This is a genomic window from Streptomyces sp. NPDC127097 (genome assembly GCF_042724075.1).
Taxonomy (GTDB): domain Bacteria; phylum Actinomycetota; class Actinomycetes; order Streptomycetales; family Streptomycetaceae; genus Streptomyces.
In genome coordinates this window covers 16694-35702 of record NZ_JBHXFI010000069.1, presented here as the reverse complement: position 1 = coordinate 35702, position 19009 = coordinate 16694, and the positions used below count along the sequence as shown (strand labels likewise).

Annotated in this window: 18 protein-coding genes; 12 read left to right on the top strand and 6 right to left on the bottom strand. The window is 71.5% G+C overall.

Features of this window, described 5'->3' with window-relative positions; translation table 11 throughout:
- Positions 1–30: 30 nt before the first annotated feature.
- The gene (locus ACFWJW_RS33385) at positions 31–2358 is read right to left on the bottom strand and encodes a CDP-glycerol glycerophosphotransferase family protein (RefSeq protein ID WP_387248178.1); all 2328 of its coding nucleotides are present in this window, start codon (positions 2356–2358) and stop codon (positions 31–33) included.
- Between the two features lie 606 nt (positions 2359–2964).
- Between ACFWJW_RS33385 and dhaK the strand changes: the two genes are divergently transcribed.
- The 3 genes from dhaK (at position 2965) to dhaM (ending at position 5070) form a co-directional block, all read left to right on the top strand.
- Positions 2965–3957, top strand: coding sequence for a dihydroxyacetone kinase subunit DhaK (gene dhaK / locus ACFWJW_RS33380; RefSeq protein WP_387248176.1), 993 nt, complete (start codon positions 2965–2967; stop codon positions 3955–3957).
- Between the two features lie 79 nt (positions 3958–4036).
- Complete coding sequence (gene dhaL, locus ACFWJW_RS33375) at positions 4037–4633, top strand: dihydroxyacetone kinase subunit DhaL (RefSeq protein WP_387248182.1); 597 nt, start codon at positions 4037–4039, stop codon at positions 4631–4633.
- On the top strand, positions 4630–5070 hold the full coding sequence (gene dhaM, locus ACFWJW_RS33370; protein WP_387248174.1) for a dihydroxyacetone kinase phosphoryl donor subunit DhaM: 441 nt from the start codon (positions 4630–4632) through the stop codon (positions 5068–5070). Before dhaL ends, dhaM begins: the two co-directional genes overlap by 4 nt.
- A 34-nt stretch (positions 5071–5104) precedes the next feature.
- On the opposite strand, the gene ACFWJW_RS33365 is transcribed toward dhaM, so the two are convergent.
- Positions 5105–5923: an SAM-dependent methyltransferase gene (locus ACFWJW_RS33365; protein ID WP_387248172.1), complete on the bottom strand. Its 819-nt coding sequence runs from the start codon at positions 5921–5923 to the stop codon at positions 5105–5107.
- A 381-nt stretch (positions 5924–6304) separates the two neighbouring features.
- Between ACFWJW_RS33365 and ACFWJW_RS33360 the strand changes: the two genes are divergently transcribed.
- Together ACFWJW_RS33360 and ACFWJW_RS33355 are read left to right on the top strand one after the other, a co-directional pair.
- Positions 6305–6949, top strand: coding sequence for an RNA polymerase sigma factor (locus tag ACFWJW_RS33360; protein ID WP_387248170.1), 645 nt, complete (start codon positions 6305–6307; stop codon positions 6947–6949).
- A 2-nt stretch (positions 6950–6951) separates the two neighbouring features.
- Positions 6952–7704 (top strand): hypothetical protein, encoded by a 753-nt coding sequence (locus ACFWJW_RS33355; protein WP_387248168.1) that lies wholly within the window; start codon positions 6952–6954, stop codon positions 7702–7704.
- A gap of 112 nt (positions 7705–7816) precedes the next feature.
- On the opposite strand, the gene ACFWJW_RS33350 is transcribed toward ACFWJW_RS33355, so the two are convergent.
- Positions 7817–8239: an STAS domain-containing protein gene (locus ACFWJW_RS33350; protein ID WP_387248166.1), complete on the bottom strand. Its 423-nt coding sequence runs from the start codon at positions 8237–8239 to the stop codon at positions 7817–7819.
- A gap of 307 nt (positions 8240–8546) precedes the next feature.
- Here ACFWJW_RS33350 and ACFWJW_RS33345 point away from each other — a divergent pair, with 307 nt between their 5' ends.
- The 6 genes from ACFWJW_RS33345 to ACFWJW_RS33320 all read left to right on the top strand — a co-directional run bounded on the left by ACFWJW_RS33345 (position 8547) and on the right by ACFWJW_RS33320 (position 15327).
- Complete coding sequence (locus ACFWJW_RS33345; protein WP_387248164.1) at positions 8547–9308, top strand: DeoR/GlpR family DNA-binding transcription regulator; 762 nt, start codon at positions 8547–8549, stop codon at positions 9306–9308.
- 202 nt (positions 9309–9510) lie between these two features.
- Positions 9511–10890, top strand: a complete 1380-nt coding sequence (locus ACFWJW_RS33340; protein WP_387248162.1) for an ABC transporter substrate-binding protein — start codon at positions 9511–9513, stop codon at positions 10888–10890.
- On the top strand, positions 10871–11854 hold the full coding sequence (locus ACFWJW_RS33335) for a carbohydrate ABC transporter permease (protein WP_181018699.1): 984 nt from the start codon (positions 10871–10873) through the stop codon (positions 11852–11854). Before ACFWJW_RS33340 ends, ACFWJW_RS33335 begins: the two co-directional genes overlap by 20 nt.
- A complete protein-coding gene (locus ACFWJW_RS33330; RefSeq protein ID WP_387248160.1) occupies positions 11851–12726 on the top strand; it encodes a carbohydrate ABC transporter permease in 876 nt (291 codons plus the stop codon). Before ACFWJW_RS33335 ends, ACFWJW_RS33330 begins: the two co-directional genes overlap by 4 nt.
- Positions 12723–13715, top strand: a complete 993-nt coding sequence (locus ACFWJW_RS33325; RefSeq protein ID WP_387248158.1) for a zinc-dependent alcohol dehydrogenase family protein — start codon at positions 12723–12725, stop codon at positions 13713–13715. Before ACFWJW_RS33330 ends, ACFWJW_RS33325 begins: the two co-directional genes overlap by 4 nt.
- A gap of 136 nt (positions 13716–13851) precedes the next feature.
- Positions 13852–15327 (top strand): membrane-associated oxidoreductase, encoded by a 1476-nt coding sequence (locus ACFWJW_RS33320; RefSeq protein WP_387248156.1) that lies wholly within the window; start codon positions 13852–13854, stop codon positions 15325–15327.
- Between the two features lie 51 nt (positions 15328–15378).
- On the opposite strand, the gene ACFWJW_RS33315 is transcribed toward ACFWJW_RS33320, so the two are convergent.
- The gene (locus tag ACFWJW_RS33315; protein ID WP_387248153.1) at positions 15379–16827 is read right to left on the bottom strand and encodes an MFS transporter; all 1449 of its coding nucleotides are present in this window, start codon (positions 16825–16827) and stop codon (positions 15379–15381) included.
- Positions 16828–16850: 23 nt separating this feature from the next.
- Here ACFWJW_RS33315 and ACFWJW_RS33310 point away from each other — a divergent pair, with 23 nt between their 5' ends.
- Positions 16851–17327, top strand: a complete 477-nt coding sequence (locus ACFWJW_RS33310) for a MerR family transcriptional regulator (protein ID WP_387248150.1) — start codon at positions 16851–16853, stop codon at positions 17325–17327.
- A gap of 23 nt (positions 17328–17350) precedes the next feature.
- On the opposite strand, the gene ACFWJW_RS33305 is transcribed toward ACFWJW_RS33310, so the two are convergent.
- The gene (locus ACFWJW_RS33305; RefSeq protein ID WP_387248148.1) at positions 17351–18364 is read right to left on the bottom strand and encodes a DUF5937 family protein; all 1014 of its coding nucleotides are present in this window, start codon (positions 18362–18364) and stop codon (positions 17351–17353) included.
- Between the two features lie 167 nt (positions 18365–18531).
- The gene (locus ACFWJW_RS33300; RefSeq protein WP_387248146.1) at positions 18532–19005 is read right to left on the bottom strand and encodes an NUDIX domain-containing protein; all 474 of its coding nucleotides are present in this window, start codon (positions 19003–19005) and stop codon (positions 18532–18534) included.
- Positions 19006–19009: the final 4 nt, after the last annotated feature.

Sequence of the window (19009 nt, the reverse complement as noted above, 5' to 3'; positions counted from 1 at the left end):
GGCCCGGCGCCGGGGCCGGCGCAGGCTCCGTCAGCTGGTCAGCTCGACGTCCGGCCGGCCGGACGTGGTGTCCGCCCCGGAGACGAGGGCGCCGCCCCGCACGGCGCGAGCGGCCTCGGACGGGGACGGCGCGACGGTGCGCTCGGACAGCGGAATCGGAGCCGGGACCAGTTCCGGGTTGCCGAGGAAGGCCCGGTTGACCACCCGCTCGGCGGCGTGGCCGTCGTCCCACATACAGAAGCGGGCGCGGAAGGCGGCCCGCAGCTCGGCCGCCTCGGGGCCGTTCCAGCGGCCGCTGCGGAACGCCTCGATCAGCTCGTCCTCGCTGGTGGCGACGATCCCCGGGGTGTCTCCCGGCTTTCCTGACAGCAGGTCGAAGGTGACCCCGCGGGAGCGGACGTAGGTCTCCCAGTCGTCGGCGTAGTTGATGACCGGCCGGTCGAGGCAGGCGTAGTCGAACATGATCGACGAGTAGTCCGTGATCAGCGCGTCCGCGGCGAGGCACAGCTCCTCGACCGAGGGGTGCCGGGAGACATCGATCAGCGCACCCTCCTCCTGGAGCTTCTGGAGGTGCGGGTCCTGGCCGTAGAAGTAGTGCGTACGGACCAGCAGGACGACGTCCGGGCCGAGTTCGCGGGTGACCTTCTCCAGGTCCAGCTGCGGCACATAGCCGACTTGGTAGTCGCGCACCGTCGGGGCGTAGAGAACGGCGGTGCTGCCGGGGGCGATTCCCAGCCGCTCGCGGATGTCCAGGATTTCCCGGGCCCCGGTCCGGAAGAAGACGTCATTGCGCGGATAGCCGGCGTCGATGGACTCGAAGCTACAGGGATAGACCCGCTCCCACTGCTCACTCGTGTGCCGGTTGGAAGAGACGGACAGGTCCCAGCGGTCGGCGCGTTCGAGCAGCTTGCGCATGCTCATTCCCTTGCCGGCGGCCGGATATTTCTGCTGGTCGATACCCATCCGCTTGAGCGGGGTGCCGTGATGGGTCTGGAGATGGACCTGGCCCTTGCGCTTGACCACGTCGTCGGCGAAATTGACGTTGTTGACGAAGTACTTCGCGCGCGCCATCAATTCCCAGTAGCGCCGGCTGTTGACGACGACGTGGTCCATCCCGTCCGGCACGGTGTCCACGACGTCCTCGCGCACGACCCACACCCCGTGCAGCTGCGGGGCCAGCTCCTTGGCCTTTTCGTAGATCGCCAGTGGATTGCAGGAGGGGGTGCGATTCCAATAGGCGCTGAAGACGGCGAGGTTCTGGTCGATGGGGCGCTTCAGCTGCATCCGGTAGAAGCTCGTCGCGGCCCGCTTGCTCATGGCGCGCTGGGCCTTGCGCAGGCGCTGCCGGCCACTCTTCCGGGTACGGCTCACCAGATTCAGCGCCTGGAAGACGCGGTACGAACCGCGTTCCAGGGCTTGGAACTGAAGGGCGTCGACCTCCGGGGGCGGGGTGAATCCCGCGGGCTTGTGCCGCCGGTACATCGCCGCGGAACGGCGGAAGAATTCCGGCCGGTCCTGAACGTGCACCCGGCTCTCCCGCGCGCCGGTGAAGAGGAAGTGGCTGACCATACGCTCGAAGAACAGCGGCCGCAGATGACCGAGGTCCGGCCGGCCGTCGAGGAAGTCGAAGAGCCGCTGGTACTGGTCGAATATCGTGAAGTGCTTGCGGCCCGGTGTCTTCATGGAATTGCCGTGCCGGCGCTGGCGGTATTCCACGCAGGCGTGGTCCAGACATACGGCACGCTCGGCGGTGAGCATCGTCGTGTAGACCATGAGGGCGTCCTCGTAGAGCCCGTCGGTGTACCGGAATCCGTTGTCCACGAAGAAGTCACGCCGGAAGGCACGGTTCCACACCACCGCGAACATATGCAGGAACTCGGTGCGTTCGGCGGGCTTGAAGACCTCCTTTCCGGCCTCGGCGAGGAGTTCCCGGACGGCGCTCGGTTTGACCGCGTGCCACCAGTAGGTCCGTACATGGTCGAAGAGCAGCAGGTCCGGGTCCTCCGCTTCCCCCAGCCGCTCGGCCATGGCCCGCAGCGCGCCCGCGGTGAAGGTGTCATCACTGTCGAGGAACAGCAGATAGTCGCCGCGTGCCCGCTCTACGCCGGTGTTGCGGGCCGCGCCGATGCCGCCGTTCTCCTCGTGGCGTACGTGAATCACCCGCGGGTCGCGGGCGGCGAACTCCGCCAGGATCTCGCCACTGCGGTCCGGCGAGCAGTCGTCGACCGCGATGACCTCGAAGTCGGAGAAGTCCTGCGCCAGCAGCGAGTTCAGGCACGCGCGAAGATAGCCCTGCACGTTGTAGACCGGAACGATGATGCTGAAGCGCGGGGCGGATCCGCGGCCCGTCTCGGGCATGTCGGGGTTGCTCCTCGAAGCTGTCGGCCTCAAGACGAGGACCGGAAGTTTTCGTGACGGGAAGTGGGATCCCCGACGACCCCGAATGGTTGTGCCCGAACCAGGCAAAATCCCTGTTGTGCCCCTCACACGACATCGGGACCGTCCTCGTGCGTGGGCTGGTGGCCGGGCTTCCGGCTGCGCTCGCGTCGGACTTGATGGACGGGCTCGTGGTCGGGCCGGCCGGGCTCGGGGACGGGCGCGAGGACCGGCTCGTGAACACGCTCACGCCTTGCTCCCTGGCGAGGTCCTGCGGAGACGATCAGGCAGATAATCGATTATCCCGCCGGGTGAACACCGCACGGCGCGAAACGACACCCGTACGTAACAACGCCGTCGGCACGCTCACGGTCCGATACTGGAGCCACCGGGGCCAGGCTCAGTCGAGGCCGCACGGAACGCTCCTGGCAATCCCTCAGAAGAGTCAGTACGAAGTCGGCATCCGTACTGCCGGACCCCTTCCCCCGCCGCCCCGAGACCGCCAAGATCGATAGCGATGCATCACCACAGCCTGACCTGGGCAAACGCCAGTCAGCGACCCGATTGCCAGCTCACCAGGAGGTACCCATGAAGATGCTGATCAACGTCGCGGAAACCGTGGTCGCGGATGCGCTGCGCGGGATGGCGGCGGCGCACCCCGAGCTGGTGGTGGATGCCGAGAACCGGGTGATCGTGCGGCGGGACGCGCCGGTGGCGGAGAAGGTGGCGCTGGTGTCCGGGGGCGGCAGTGGGCACGAACCGCTGCACGGGGGGTTCGTCGGGCCCGGCATGCTGGACGCCGCCTGCCCGGGCGAGGTCTTCACCTCGCCGGTGCCCGATCAGATGGTGCGGGCCGCGGCGGCCGTGGACAGCGGCCACGGCGTGCTGTTCCTCGTGAAGAACTACACCGGGGACGTCCTCAACTTCCAGATGGCGGCGGAGCTGGCGGAGGACGAGGGGGTGCAGGTGGCCAGTGTGCTCATCGATGACGATGTCGCGGTGACCGACTCGACGTTCACGGCGGGGCGGCGCGGCACCGGGGCGACGCTCTTCGTGGAGAAGATCGCCGGTGCCGCGGCCGAGGAGGGCATGCCGCTGGAGCGGGTGGAGGCGCTGGCCCGGCAGGTCGTCGCGTCCTCGCGCAGCTTCGGGGTGGCGCTGAGCGCCTGTACGACCCCGGCGAAGGGCAGCCCGACCTTCGATCTCCCTTCCGGGGAGCTGGAGTTGGGGGTCGGGATCCACGGTGAGCCGGGGCGCGAGCGCCGCGCGATGATGACCTCGCACGAGATCGCGGACTTCGCGGTGGACGCGATCCTGGAGGATCTGGATCCGCGGCTGCCGGTGCTGGTGCTGGTCAACGGCATGGGGGCGACCCCGCTGCTGGAGCTGTACGGATTCAACGCGGAGGTCCGCCGGGTGCTCGACGAGCGAGGCGTCGCGGTGGCCCGTACGCTCGTCGGGAACTATGTGACGTCGCTGGACATGGCGGGCTGCTCGGTGACGCTGTGCCAGGTCGACGGGGAGCTGCTGCGGCTGTGGGACGCGCCGGTGCAGACGGCGGGGCTTCGCTGGGGACGGTGAGCGGGCCTCGGACCCGTACCCAAATCGCTTTCTTACTCAGTGCCTGAACAACCAAGGAGAGTAGTCCGTGTCCGAAACGGTGCTGGATGCCGGGTTCTTCGTACGCTGGATGACGGCGGCCGCCGACGTCATCGACCGGGAGGCCGACCGGCTCACCGAGCTGGACTCACCCATCGGTGACGCCGACCACGGAAAGAACATGCAGCGCGGCTTCGCGGCCGTGGTCAAGGTGCTGGAGACGGAACCGCCGGCGACGCCCGGTGCCGTCCTGACCGCCGCCGGACGGCAGTTGATCTCCAGTGTGGGCGGGGCGTCCGGACCGCTCTACGGGACGCTGCTGCGGCGCGCCGGCAAGACGCTGGGTGAGGCGCCGCAGGTATCAACGGCGGAGCTGCGGTCCGCGCTGGCCGCCGGGGTGACCGCGGTGGGACAGCTCGGCGGTTCGGCGCCGGGCGACAAGACGATGCTCGATGCGCTGACGCCCGGGGTCACCGCGCTCGCGGACTCCTTCGACGCGGCGGCCGCGGCCTCCCAGGAGGGTGCGCTGGCCACCGTACCGATGCAGGCCAGAAAGGGCCGGGCGAGCTATCTGGGGGAACGCAGTATCGGACATCAGGATCCGGGGGCGACGTCCTCGGCGCTGCTGTTCGCGGCGCTCGCGGAGGTGGCGAAGTGAGCGAGGGGACGACGAACGGGACGGCCGGCGGCGAGGGCGCGCGGGTCGGGGTGGTGCTGGTGTCCCACAGCGGGCCGGTCGCGGAGTCGGTGGCGACGCTGGCGGTCGGGCTGGCCGGCGGCGGGGACACGGTGCCGGTGGCCGCCGCGGGCGGTACCCCGGACGGCGGTCTCGGCACAAGTGCGGAGCTGATCACCGAGGCGGCGCGGTCGGTGGACCGTGGTGCGGGGGTGGCGGTCCTGGTCGACCTGGGCAGCGCCGTGCTGACCGTGAAGGCGCTGATCGCCGAGGGGGACGAACTCCCCGAGGGCGCACGGCTGGTGGACGCGCCGTTCGTGGAGGGTGCGGTGGCCGCCGTGGTCACCGCGTCCGCCGGGGCGGATCTGGACGCGGTCGCGGCGGCGGCCGGGGAGGCGTACGGCTACCGCAAGGAGTAGGAACGCCACGTGGGAGGCCGCCGGCCGCGCCCGCTCAGGGTTTGCGGGCGACGCCCGCGTAGCAGGCGGCCTCCGCGTCGGTGACATGGGTGGCGTCCTCGGGGCGGTCGGGGCGCCACTGGTGGGAGAGGGTGAGGCCCGGTTCCAGCAGCTCCCAGCCGTCGAAGAAGCGCAGGACCTCGGCGCGGGAGCGGAACTGGAGCCGGGTGTCCGCATCACCGTAGATCTTGACGATCTTCCGCATCGCCTCGGGGCTGAAGTCCGGTGTGGCATGGCTCAGCGCCAGGGTGCTGCCGCTGGGCAGTGCGGCCTTGAGGGTCTCGACGATGGTGTGGGCGCGGTCCTCGCCGTCGTCGGGGACGAAGTGCATCAGGGCGTTCAGGCTGAGCGCGACCGGGCGGGTCAGGTCGAGGGTGTCCAGGAGCTGGGGCGCGGTGAGGATGCCCTCGGGGTCGTTGACATCGGCCTGGACATACGCCGTACGGCCCTCGGCGGTGCCGATCAGCAGGGCCGCGGCGTGCGCGAGGACGATCGGGTCGTTGTCGGTGTAGACGACCCGGGCGGCGGGGGCGATGCCCTGGGCGATGTCGTGGAGGTTCGGCGGGGTGGGGATGCCGGTGCCGATGTCGAGGAACTGCCACAGACCGGCGGCGGCGAGGACCCGGGTGGCGCGGTGCATGAACTCGCGGTTGATGCGGGCGGCGACCAGCGCGGCGGGGAAGACGCCCAGTACGCTCCCGGCGGCCAGCCGGTCGGCCAGGAAGTTGGTCTTGCCGCCCAGGAAATAGTCATAGATCCGGGATGAGTGGGCCCGGTCCAGCTGTAGGTCCACCACGGAATCGTGCTCACTCATCGTGCGCTGCCTCCCCAATCCGGCATCCCGCCCGGCGCCTCCCCCGCGCACCATGATGCCCGTTCCGTGCGCCGCGCGCCGCCGACAGCGCGTCAAACAACGCCGCACGCCCGGCCGTTGGCGCGTGGTGTCCCGTATGTCACGGATCGTGCCGGAGCACACCGACACGTCCCATGACGGGCGGACATGTCGTGGTCATGCGCGGTCACATGCCACGGTCGTGCGTAGTCATATGAATACGCAGCGGCGGATTTTTGCCCTGCCGATGCCACAAACGGGCTCACTTTCCGGTTCATTGGAAGGTGAGAGCAACCGCTCTCCCGCTGCCGGCGGCGCCTCGGCGCCCGGCTCGGTGCATGTCCAACGGAACGAGGACGGCTTGTGAGCGCAGACCGGGACCGACCGCCGCCGGCGTGCGCTCCGGCGCAGGCCCGTACCGCGGAGTTATCGTCACTCCCCCGCTGTTCGCTCCCGGTCTCCGCGTCGGACCCGTTCGACCACCGGCTGTCGATCACCTTCGAGGCGTTTCTGGCCACCCATGCGCGCAAGTGGCTGACCTACGCCTATCTGCACACGGGGAGCCAGGCCGCGGCCCGGGAGGTCACCCGGGCCGCGTACGGGCAGCTCGGCCGGCTGTGGCCGCACGCGCTACGGCAGGCGTCGGTGGAGGCGTACGCCTGGTCGGTCCTCAAGGAACGCGTCGTGGAGTGGCTGTACGACCACCAGCAGCCCACCGCACTCACCGAGACCGCCGCCTTCGCCGTCGTCACCCATGCCCTGCTGCGCGAGTGCCAGCAGCAATTCGCGATGCTGGAGAGCCAGTTGGGGCTCTACGCGGCGATCGCCCGGCTGCCGGAGCGGCAGTGCGACGTGATCGTGCTGCGCCATGTCATCGGGTACAGCGACGCCCAGATCGGCTCGCTGCTCGGCGTCGACGAAGTCACCGTCCGCTCCTATGCGAGCCGCGGCAAGCGCAAGCTCGCCGCCGCGCTCGGTATCGATCAGGGAAACGCAAGGGGGAACTGACCATGTGGCACACCCGTCCCGCCGACCGCCGCGAGACCGTCGAGACACTGCTCAGCGCGGCCGCGGCGGTCTCCGGAATCGATGATCTGGCCGGGTTCCGCGACCTCGATGACGCGGGCGCGCTCCGTTGCCTGGGCGCCTCCCCACGCACGGGGCCGGCGGCCGCGGAGGGTCGTCCGACGGCGGTGCGGACGGCACGGGCCGACCAGGGCGCACCCAGCACCTATCCCAGCGCCCGGGACGAGGCCACCCATGAGCTCCAGCTGGCCTGTGCGCTGGTCGTCAATGCCGCGGCGGCCGCGGCGAGTCTGGAACGGCTGGTCGACGACCATCACATCGACCCCGAGGGCGCGCTGGTCTTCGCCTGTCTGCTGCACATCACCGGGCGCACCGACGCGGCGCACTTCTGGTGGCACTTCGGCGCCGGCGCCGGCAGCCGGACGGCCGCCTACTGCCTGTATCTCTCGCACCGCCGCAACGGCGAGTACCGCGACGCCGCCTACTGGCGTGAGCAGGCCGCCCACGCGCCGGACGAGGAGCGCCGCTCGGTGGCCGCGTTCGACGAGAAGCAGCTGCTGCCGGACGCGGCCCGGCACAACCTCCTCGTCCAGTGGCACAGCGGGCTCGCCCCGACCCTGCCGACCGCGCTGGAGAATGTGATCAACCGTCTCGTCGTGGACAGCGACGACGAGGACTTCGGTGAGATCCCCCGCCCCTCCCCCACGCTCGTCCGGGACCTCGGCCGGGCCGAGTAGCCACCCGCCGCGCGCCCGCGCCCGTCCGGGCCGGTGAGCTGCCCGGACGGCGGGCCAGCCGCTCAACGGCCCGCCGCCGACGCCGGGCCACCGGGACGGCGGGCCGCCGGGCTCAGATCTCGTCGGCCTCCGCGGGCGGGTCCGCCACCGCGGGCGGCCACGCCGGGCGGCTGGCGTCGGGGACCGCGGTCAGCGCATGGCCGACGGTGGGGTAGCAGGAGAAGACGCCGAGGGACTGGGTGCCGACCAGCAGCCGCAGCATCCGTACGCCGAGCGAGGCCAGCAGCAGCCTGCCCTCCAGGCGCCGGCAGAGCCATTCCAGGGCGAGCAGGCAGCTCAGCCCGCGTGAGTCACAGAAGCGCAGCGCGGTCAGATCGAGTACCAGGAAGCGGTGGCCGGCCGAGACCACCTCCCGGGCCTCGGCCAGAAATGCCTGTTCGGTACGGAGGTCCAGCTCTCCGCTCACCCGCAACACCGCACACTCTTCCGCCTGCACGATCGCAGTGACCGCCAACGACCGCATCTCCGAGCTCATGCCGTCCAGACTAAGGGCCGCCGCCGGCCGCACCACCGCGGTGGGCCGCGGGCGCACAACGCCCGGCCCGGACTCCGCCCCGGCCCGCCGCGCCCGGACGGACCCTCCCCACGTGCCGTACGGGCACCCGTTCGTGCGTACGGCCAAGCTGACAGCGTTCGGAAGCGGGCGGAAACGGTCAGGTTTTTTGCCGCGACGGGCAGCCTGCGGACCCGCTCCTGTTGCTATAAACCTGATGCGGGCGGAAACGGGCAACCTCGTGACCGAACGCAGACCGGAAGCACACGGAAAGCGGCAGGAGTGAACCATGAGGGCCGAGGAACGCCAGCACCGCCTCCTCGCGCTCGCCCGGCAGTCCGGCCGGATCGAGGTCGCCGAGGCCGCGGCGGAATTCGGGGTCGCCCGGGAAACCGTCCGGCGCGACCTGAGCGAGCTGGAGCGCCGGGGCCTGGTCCGGCGTACGCACGGCGCGGCCTACCCGGTCGAGAGCGCCGGTTTCGAGACCACGCTGGCCCGGCGGGAGACCCAGCAGGTGGACGAGAAGCGCCGGATCGCGGCGGCCGCCGCGGCGCTGGTGGGCGAGGCCGAGACGGTGTTCGTCGACGAGGGCTACACCCCGGAGCTGGTCGCCACGCTGCTGCCCACCGACCGCCCGCTGACCGTGATCACCGCATCGCTGCGGACCGCCTCGCTGGTCGCGGCGTCCGAATCCACCACCGTCCTGCTGGCCGGCGGCCGGGTCCGCTCCGGGACGCAGGCGACGGTGGGGTCCTGGGCCCGCGACATGCTCGCCCGGTTCGTGATCGACCTGGCTTTCATGGGGGCGAACGGCATCTCCCGGGAGCACGGTCTGACCACCCCGGATCCGGCGGTCGCCGAGGTGAAGGAGCAGGCCGTCCGCTCCTCACGGCGGCGGGTGCTGGTCGGGGTACACAGTAAATTCGGCGCCAGCAGTTTCTGCCGGTTCGCCGAGGTTCGTGACTTCCACACGATCGTCACCGACGCGGGACTGTCCGCGCCGGAGGCGCATCGCTACTCGCTCCTGGGGCCGCAGGTGCTCCGGGTCTGACCGCGGCCGGGGCCGCCGGACGACCGGCCCCGCACCGCGGCACCACATCCCCCACAGCTGACCGCCGAAGGCCGGGCCCGCACCGCCGGCCGTCGGACGGCTCCCCGGCGTACCCGCGAAACGGCGCCGTACGCCCCGGAACCGCCGCTTGTGCGGCATTTGCCGGACACGCACCCCTCTTGTCCCCAGAAAGGTACGAGCCGTGAGAGCACGACCCCCCGGACCAGGCCGCGGCGCCCGCTCCCTAGGGCTGACCGCCCTCGCCGTCGCCCTGGCGCTGTCCACCGCCGGCTGCTACCGCGGCGCCGGCGACGCGGGCAACGAGAGCGGCCGCAGCATCAACGTCCTGATGGTCAACAACCCGCAGATGGTGGATCTCCAGCGGCTCACCGCCGAGCACTTCACCAAGGAGACCGGCATCAAGGTCAACTTCACCGTGCTGCCGGAGGACGATCTGCGCGACAAGATGAGCCAGGACTTCTCCAGCCAGGCCGGGCAGTACGACGTGGCGAGCGTCAGCAACTACGAGACGCCCATCTACGCCCGCAACGGCTGGCTGACCGAGCTGGGCACCCGCGCCGCCAAGGACCGCGCATTCGACCAGGGCGACATCCTCCCCCCGGTCCGCTCCTCCCTCACGGCCGCCGACGGCAAGATCTACGCACAGCCCTTCTACGGCGAGTCCTCGTTCCTGATGTACCGCAAGGACCTCCTCAAGGAGGCCGGGCTGACCATGCCCGCCCGGCCCACCTGGCACCAGGTGGCCGCCCTGGCGGCGAAGCTGGACGGCTTCCGCAAGGACATGAAGGGGATCTGTCTGCGCGGCCAGCCGGGCTGGGGCCAGCTGGCCGCCCCGCTGAGCACCGTCGTCAACACCTTCGGCGGAACGTGGTTCACCAAGGACTGGCGGCCGCGGGTCGACAGCCCGGAATTCACCCGGGCCACCCGGTTCTACGTGGATCTGGTCCGCAAGCACGGGGAGGCCGGCGCCCCGCAGGCGGGCTACACCGAGTGCCTCAACGACATGCAGCAGGGCAAGGTCGCCATGTGGTACGACGCGACGGCCGGCGCCGGTTCGCTGGAGGGCGACGGCTCCAAGGTCGCGGGCAAGGTCGGCTACGCACCGGCGCCGGTGGAGCGGACCCGGGACGCGGGCTGGCTCTTCACCTGGGCGTGGGGCGTACAGAAGGCCAGTAAGCACCAGGACGCGGCCTGGAAGTTCATCCGCTGGGCCTCGGGCAAGGACTACGAACGGCTGGTGGGCCGCGAGCTGGGCTGGGCGAACGTGCCCGGCGGCAAGCGGGCCTCCCTGTACCGCGATCCGGCCTACGTCAAGGCGTCCGGGGCGTTCGCCGGCCCGACCGAGCGGGCGATCCGCTCGGCCCGGCCCGGCGACCCCGGCGTACAGCGGCGCCCGGCCCCCGGCATCCAGTTCGTCGGCATCCCCGAGTTCGCCGACCTGGGCACCAAGGTGTCCCACGAGATCAGCTCGGCCATCGCCGGGAAGCAGAGCGTGTCCGAGGCCCTGAAGAACAGCCGGCGACCGGCGCAGGAGGTGTCCGATGCCTATACGGACCACTGAGCCGGCCCCCGCGGCCGAGGTGGCCGCCGTGCACCGCGGCGGTGACCCGGCGGCCCGTGCCCGCCGCACCGAGCGGGCGAAGAACTGGGCCCGCCGCGCCCCGCTGCTGCCCGCGCTGGTCTTCCTCGTCATCGTCACCCAACTGCCGTTCGTGGCCACCGTGGTGATCTCCTTCACCCGCTGGAACGCGCTGGCGCCCGAGAACCGCGGCTTCGCCGCCTTCGACAACTACCGGGCGGTCTTCACCGATCCCGCGATGCGGGCCTCGGTGGGCACGACGGTGCTGCTGACCGTGACCGTGGTGCTGGTCAGCCTGCTGCTCGGGCTGGGTCTTGCACTGCTGCTCGACCGTGGTTTCCGCGGGCGCGGCATCGTCCGCACCCTGCTCATCACGCCGTTCCTGGTCGTCCCCGTCGCCTCCGCCCTGTTGTGGAAGCATGCGCTGTACAACGCCTCGTACGGGCTGCTCAACGGCTCGCTGACCTGGATCTGGCGGCTGTTCGGCAGTGACGACCCGCCGCAGCCGGACTGGATGACCGACTCCCCGCTGGCCGCGGTGGAGGTGTCGCTGATCTGGCAGTGGACGCCGTTCATGATGCTGATCCTGCTGGCCGGGCTCCAGAGCCGGGCCACCGACGCCATCGAGGCGGCCCGGATGGACGGCGCCTCCGCCTTCGACATCTTCCGCTATCTGACCCTGCCGCATCTGCGCCGCTACCTCGAACTGGCCGCGCTGCTGGGCACGGTGTACGTCGTGCAGAACTTCGACGCGGTGTTCACCATCACGTCCGGCGGCCTGGGCACGGCCAACCTTCCATACACCATCTACCAGACCTTCTACCAGGCCCATGACTACGGACGGGCGTCCGCACAGGGCGTCGTCGTGGTGCTGTGTTCGCTGCTGGTGGCGACCTTCGCGCTGCGCACCGTCTCGTCCCTGCTGCGCGAGGAGGTCACCCGATGAACCGCCCGCTCCTGGCCCCGCGCCGCCCCGGCTCCCCCGCCACCCGGCGCCGGCGCCACACCGGCACCCTGCTGGGCCTGGTGGCCTGGCTGTGCGGGATCGGCTTCTTCCTGCCGGTCGCCTGGATGGTGCTGACGTCCTTCCACAGCGAGACGGACGCGGCGACCAACCCGCCGAGCGTCGGCGCCGGGCTGAGTCTGCACGGCTACCGCGAGTTCTTCGGCGCGGGCAGCGGTGTCAGCCCCTGGCCGCCGCTGATCAACTCGCTGACCGCCTCCGTCGTCGCCACCGTGCTGGTGCTGCTGCTGGCGGTACCCGCCGCCTACGCCCTCGCCATCAAGCCGGTGCGCAAGTGGAGCGATGTCCTCTTCTTCTTCCTGTCCACGAAGATGCTGCCGCTGGTGGCCGGGCTGCTGCCGGTCTACCTCGTCGCGCAGAACACCGGGATGCTCGACAGCATCTGGCTGCTGGTCCTCCTCTACACCTCGATGAATCTGCCGATCGCGGTGTGGATGATGCGTTCGTTCCTCGCCGAGGTGCCGGTGGAGATGCTGGAGGCCGCCTCGATCGACGGTGCGGGACTGACCACCACGCTGACCCGGATCGTGGCGCCGGTGGCCATGCCGGGCATCGCGGCCACGGCGCTGATCTCCTTCATCTTCAGCTGGAACGAGCTGCTGTTCGCGCGGGTCCTGACCGGGATCGTGGCCGGCACCTCGCCGGTGTTCCTGACCGGACTCGTGACCAGCCAGGGCCTGTTCCTGGCCAAGGTGTGCGCCGCCGCCACCGTCATCTCCCTCCCGGTGATCGTCGCCGGGTTCGCCGCCCAGGACAAACTCGTCCAGGGCCTGTCGCTTGGAGCCGTGAAATGAAAGCCGCAGTGATCAGCGCCCCCGGGACCGTCGAGGTCGCCACCGTCGAGGACCCGGCGCCCGGCCCCCGCGAGGTCGTGGTCTCGGTCGCCGCCTGCGGGCTGTGCGGCACCGATCTGCACATCCTCCAGGGCGAGTTCGCGCCCACCCTGCCGGTCGTGCCGGGCCATGAGTTCGCCGGTACGGTCGTGGCGACCGGCAGCGCGGTCACCGAACTCGCCGAGGGCGACCGGGTCGCCGTCGACCCGTCGCTCTACTGCTTCGAGTGCCACTACTGCCGCATCGGCCGCAACAACCTCTGTGAGCGCTGGGCCGCCATCGGCGTGACCACGGCGGGCGGCGCCGCCGAGTTCGCCGTGGCCCCGGTCGGCAACTGCGTCAAGCTGCCCGAGCACATCCGTACCGAGGACGCGGCGCTGATCGAGCCGCTCTCCTGCGCCGTACGCGGCTACGACATCCTGCGCTCCCAGCAATTGGGCACCCGGGTCCTCATCTACGGCTCGGGCACCATGGGCCTGATGATGCTCGAACTCGCCAAGCGCACCGGCGCGGCCGGGGTCGATGTCGTCGACATCAACCCGCAGCGGCTGGCCACCGCCCGCACCCTGGGGTGCAGCGCCGCCGCCGGTTCCGCCGACGAGCTGGACCGCCCGCGCGGCTGGGACGTGGTGATCGACGCCACCGGCAACGAGCACGCCATCCAGGACGCTCTGGGGCGGGTCGGCAAGGGCGGCACCTTCCTCCAGTTCGGCGTCGCCGACTACGCCGCCCGCGCCACCATCGAGCCCTACCGCATCTACAACCAGGAGATCACCATCACCGGCTCGATGGCCGTCCTGCACAGCTATGAACGCGCCGCGCAACTCTTCGCGGCGGGCGTCCTGGACCCGGAGGTCTTCATCAGCGACCGGCTCCCGCTGGACCACTACGCGGAGGCGCTGGGCCGCTTCCGGGCGGGCGAGGGGCGGAAGATCCTCGTACGGCCGTGAGCGGAGCCCGGGGCGGTCCTTGGGGGCCGCCCCGGGGCGGGCACCTGGCTCCTGAGCGGGGCGCGGGACATGAAGTGGGCCTGGCCTCCTGGTTCTTGGTTGACAGTGCGTAGACCCGCGCGACAGCATCCGGCCGGTGGAGATCACCGAGCTGACCGCAGCGGAACGCCGTGTCTGGCAGGCGTTCCCCCTCGGCGAGGGCGTCGACTTCCGGGAGAACGCCGACGAGGACCCCGCCGACGGCGCCACCTGGGGCCCCGAGCGGACCGTGCGCGCCGCGGTGCTCCGGGTGCTGCTGCTCAACGGGCCGTCACGGGACGGCGAGATAGCGGGGCTGAAACTGTGGGGCGCCCGCATCACCGGGGAGCTGAACCTGAAGTACGGCAGGGTCGAGCACCCGGTACGGCTGCGGTCCTGCTCCTTCGAGGAGACCCCGGATCTGTACGGCGCACAGCTGCGCATCCTGGCGCTGAACGACTCGGTCCTGCCCGGTCTCACGGCCGGACACCTGCACGTCGACGGAGTGCTGCGCCTCACCTGCTGCCGTATCAAGGGGCCGGTGCGGCTGGCCGGGGCGCAGATATCCGGTGCGGTCTTCGCCAACGGAGCCCACTTCGGCGATCCGGCCGCCACGGAGCCGCCGCAGGAACCCGTGCTCCAGCTGAACCACGCCGACATCGGCACCGACCTCTGGGCTCCCGGCCTGGTCACCCACGGCCGGATCCGGCTGAACGGCGCCACCGTCGGCGGACAGGTCACGCTCGACGACGCACGGCTCAACGCCCCCGGCGGTCACGCGCTGGAGGCCGAGACGCTCGGCGTCGGCACCGACGTGCACGCCATGCGGCTGCGGGCCCACGGCCGGGTCGACCTGCGCGGTGCCCGGATCGGTGGGCAGCTCAACCTCGCCTATGCCGCCCTCGCCAACCCCGGTGGGGTGGCGTTACGCGTCAGCAGCTGCGTCGCGGGCGAGATGTGGCTGCGCGAGGCGCAGCCCGTGGTGGGCACGGTCAATCTCCGCCGCGCCCAGTTCGACGTCCTGTACGTCCCGCCGGAGGTCTGGCCGGACGAGGTCAAGCTCGACCGGCTCACCTACGGCTCGCTGCTCCCGCACCTTCCCGCCGAGGAACGGCTGCCGGTGCTGGAGCGCGAGCGCGCGGGCTATGTGTCGTACTCGTACGAGCAGCTCGCCGGCGCCTACCGTGCGGCCGGCGACGAAGCCGCCGCCCGCACCGTCCAGTTGGCCAAACTCCGCCGCCATCGCCGCACCCTGCCCTGGTACGCCAAGGTCTGGGGTCACCTTCAGGACGCCACGGTCGGCTACGGCTTCCGGCCGATGCGTGCCGCCGGCTGGTTGCTGGCCCTGTTGCTCATCGGCGCCCTCGCCTTCGCCCTGCACCCGCCACGCCCGCTGAAGACCGACGAGGCCCCCGACTTCAACCCCTTCTTCTACACCCTCGATCTGCTGATGCCGATCATCGGCTTCGGACAGGAGGGGGCCTTCGCACCGCGGGGCTGGTACCAGTGGCTCTCGTATCTGCTGGTCGTCACGGGCTGGACGCTGGCCACGACGATCGCGACGGGCATCACCCGCTCCCTGGCCCGCCAGTAGCGGGGCGTCCCACCCGCCCCGCCCTCGGCGACGCCACGCGCAACTCCCGCCTCACGGGTGGGAATCGGCCCTCGTGCCCGCACGTTCGGCGGTGGCGCGGGCCCACCGGCCGGAGCTGATCGCGGCGAGGACGAGGACGCCCACGCCGAGTACGACGAGCATCCACCACACCCGATGCGCCGCGCCCGTGAACGCCGCTCCGCCATGGGCGAGCTGCGGGCCGATGAGGGTGCCGGAGATCGCGACGCCCAGTGCGGTGCCGGTCTGGCGGCCGGTGGAGGCCAGCGAGCCGGCCAGTCCGGCCATCGAGCGGGGCATCCCGGAGATCGCCGCGTTGGTGATCGGCGGATTGACCGCGCCGAGGAAGACGCCGAACAACAGGTGGACCGCCAGCACGGCCGGCAGCGGAGTCTCCGGGCCGAGCCCCAGCGACATGCCGCCGCCGAGGGCCAGCGCCGCACCTGCCACCACCAGCGGTAACAGGGGACCGCGCGCGCCGACCACGCGCCCGGTGAGCGGCGCCACCACCAGCACCGGCAGCCCGACCGGGAGCAGGCACAGCCCGGCCGCCACCGGTGACAGCCCGCGCACGTCCTGGAGGTACTGGGTGGTCACGAACAGGAACGCGCCGAAGCCGCACAGGGCGAACAGCGCCATCACGATCGCGGAGCTGAACGGCACGCTGCGGAAGAGGCGCAGTTCCAGGAGCGGGTCGGCGCGGCGCGGTTCATATCCGAGGAGGCCCGCCACGCCGAGCGCGGCGACGGCGAGCAGCCCGATGATGACCGGCGAGGTCCAGCCGAGCGCGCCGGACTCGATGATCGCGTAGACGACGCAGCCCAGGACCAGGACCATCAGTACCTGCCCGACGGGGTCGAACCGGCGGGCCCGTTCGGCGCGGGACTCGGGTACGAACAGCGCGGCGCACACGATCGCCACGGCCACGATCGGGACGTTGATCCAGAAGACCGACCGCCAGCCGAGGGCATCGACCAGCCCGCCGCCGAGGACCGGTCCCAGCGCCAGCGCCAGTCCGGACATCGAGGCGAAGACCCCGATGGCCCGGGCCCGTTCGGCGGCACCGGTGAACGTGGTCGCGACGATCGCCATGGCCACCGGGTTGAGCATGGTCCCGCCGACCGCTTGCAGCGCACGCGCCGCGATCAGCCAGCCGATGTCCGGCGCCAGTCCGCACAGCACCGACCCGAGGCCGAAGGCCGCGAGACCGGCCTGGAAGACCCGCCGCCGGCCGACCCGGTCAGCGGTGGCTCCGGCCAGGACGAGGAACGCGGCCAGCACCAGGGTGTAGGCGTCGACCGCCCACTGGCGGCCGGATTCGGAGGCGTGCAGGTCGCGGCCCATGCTGGGAAGCGCGACATTGACGATGGAGATGTCCATCACCACGACGACGATGCTCACGCAGCAGATCGCGAGCACCAGGGATTTGCGGCGCGGGCTCATTTCGACGGCCGCGACGGGGGCAAGCACGGGTGAACTCATGGTCCGACGCTAGGATTTAGAGCGTGCTCGAAATCAAGCAGCACTCAGCATCCGGTGCCACCGAACCCCAAGCGCGCCCCGGCGCGGTGCCCGCGGAGGGCGTGACCATCGCCGAGGCGGCCCGCCGCACCGGAGTGAGCGCACACACGCTCCGGTACTACGAGCGGGCCGGTCTGGTCGTCAGCCCTGTCGACCGCACGAGCGGCGGCCGCCGCCGGTACCGCGAGCCCGACCTCAAGTGGATCGTCATCTGCACCAAGCTGCGCGCCACCGGCATGCCCATCAGGGGCATCCGCCGGTACGCCGAACTGGTCGCCGCCGGACCGGGCAACGAGGCGGAACGGCTCGCCCTCATGGAAGCCCACCGCGCCGACGTCCTGGCCGCGCTGGCGGAGACCCAGGAGAACCTGAAGATGATCGACCACAAGATCGAGAAGTACCGGGGCAGCATGGCCGCGGGCGACGCCGGCCGGCTCTGGGCACCCGTCAGCCCCCCTTGAGCGGTGTGCCGCCCCGGCACCTCTCAATGCGGCAGCCGTACGGGGGCGAGTTCACCGTGCAGCAGCGCCGTGCCGAGCGGGGTGAGGGCGTGGACGACCGAACCGCCGTCGCGCCGGCTGCGGGCCAGGTTGGCCTCCCGCAGGGCGCTCACGTGCTCGCTGGCCGAGGGGGCGGAGACCCGTAAGCGGCGGGCCAGTTCACCCGTGGTGGCCGGTGCGTCGAGCGCGGCGAGAATACGGGCCCGGGTGCGGCCGAGGAGGGTGGACAGCGCCTGCGGATGACAGCTGCGGGTGGTGGCCGGCGCCCACGCCGTGGAGTGTTCCACGGGGTAGACCAGCACCGGCGGCAGGCCGGGGTCGGCCAGCGCGATGGGTCTGCGCCAGCAGAAGTGGGACGGGATCAGCCGCAGCCCGCGCCCGCCCAGCCGCAGCTCGCGGTCCTGGGGATAGTCGACGTACAGCACCGGTGGCTCCCAGCGGAGCGCCGGGCGGAGGCTGTTGAGCATGCCGTCGACTCCGCCCCGGCAGAGGGCACGGGCCCGGGTGCCGCGGTCGGCGTCGACGGTGGCGGCCGCCTCCGTCCAGTCGGGGGCGATCACCGCGCGGTGCACCTCCCGGAAGGCGCGGGCCAGTTCGTCGAGCGGCTCCCGGCTCCCGGCGGCCAGTGCGGCGGTCCAGCGCGGGAGCCGGTCCGGCAGCGCGGCCCGCGCGGATTCCGCCGTCAGCCGGAGGGGGGAGGTGTCCCGGAGCGCCGCCAGCCCGGCGGCCAGCCCGTCGCGGGCCGCGTCGGGGGTGAGGAAGTCCGGGAAGTAGCGGGCATCGGCCGGGGCCAGTGCACTGATCAGCCGGGCGGCGGGGGTCAGTCCCCGGGCGTCCAGTTCGCGGCGGGCGCGGGCCCGCCAGGCGCCGTACACCGGCACTCCGCGCCCCGGTGGGGCGACATGGTGCAGGGCGAGCACCGTTTCCCACAGTGGATCGGGTTCGGCGGCTATCTGTACCCGCGCGACATCCCGGTCTTCGAAGTGAATACGCAACATGCGGCCCCCGCGGCATGCTCATGACCCTGTGGCCAGGGCCCCCCGTTCGGGACCTGGTGGCACGGCCCCGCCGCCAGAGTGCCGGGTGGGGAACGGGGGTGTCCAGGGCGAGTGGTGGCATCTCGCCTGCGCGCGTGGTGAAGCCGGGGAGTGCGCGGCGCCCGCGGTCAGGCCCCGCTCGCGAGCCGTTCCGCCAGCCGCTCCAGGAACACCCGCTGGCCCGCCACCAGCCGCGCTCGCGCCTCGTCCGGACCGAACCAGGCCACCCGGTCGATCTCGGGGAACGTGCCGGTCACCCCGGACCCGCGCGGCCACTCCATCTCGAAGGTGCCGGGCACCACGTGCGCCGGATCGAGATCGCTCTCGACGGCCCAGGCCGTCACCACCTTGCCGCCGGACTGGCGGATCTCACCCAGCGGGAGAGCGGGCCCGGCGGGCGGCGGCACGCCCAGCTCCTCCTCGAACTCCCGCCGGGCCGCGGCCCACGCCTCCTCCGGCGGTACGTACTCGCCCTTGGGCACGGTCCACGCCCCCGCGTCCCGCCGCTCCCACAACGGCCCGCCCATGTGCGCCAGCAGCACCTCGACCCCGGTCGCGGTGCCCCGGTACAGCAGCAGTCCGGCGCTGCGCTTACCGGCCACGGCG